Raw genomic sequence first — 279 nt, 5'->3', positions numbered from 1 at the left:
GCCGTAAAGTCATGACTGAATTTGTAAAAGCGGGCGCACCAGAGGAAATTTTATTTGTTAGTAAACCGCACATAGGCACGTACAAGTTAGTCACCATGGTAGAAAAAATGCGTGCCGAGATCATAGCACTCGGTGGGGAAGTCCGTTTTGCTACTCGCGTAGACGACTTGCATATCACTGACGCAAAAGTAACGGGCATGACCCTTAATAGTGGCGAAATCTTAAAAACCAATCATGTCATTCTTGCTGTTGGTCATAGCGCCCGAGATACTTTTGAAA

The 279-nt window shown here is 44.4% G+C and carries 1 pseudogene; it reads left to right on the top strand.

The features are described from left to right. Positions 1 to 279: pseudogene (locus tag AAEZ22_RS18345) on the top strand (hypothetical protein); the annotation flags it as partial.

Source organism: Pseudoalteromonas sp. 20-MNA-CIBAN-0454, assembly GCF_040308685.1.
Lineage (GTDB): Bacteria > Pseudomonadota > Gammaproteobacteria > Enterobacterales > Alteromonadaceae > Pseudoalteromonas > Pseudoalteromonas nigrifaciens.
The sequence above is the reverse complement of the archived record's forward strand: the minus strand, read 5'-3'. Positions and strand labels throughout refer to the sequence as shown.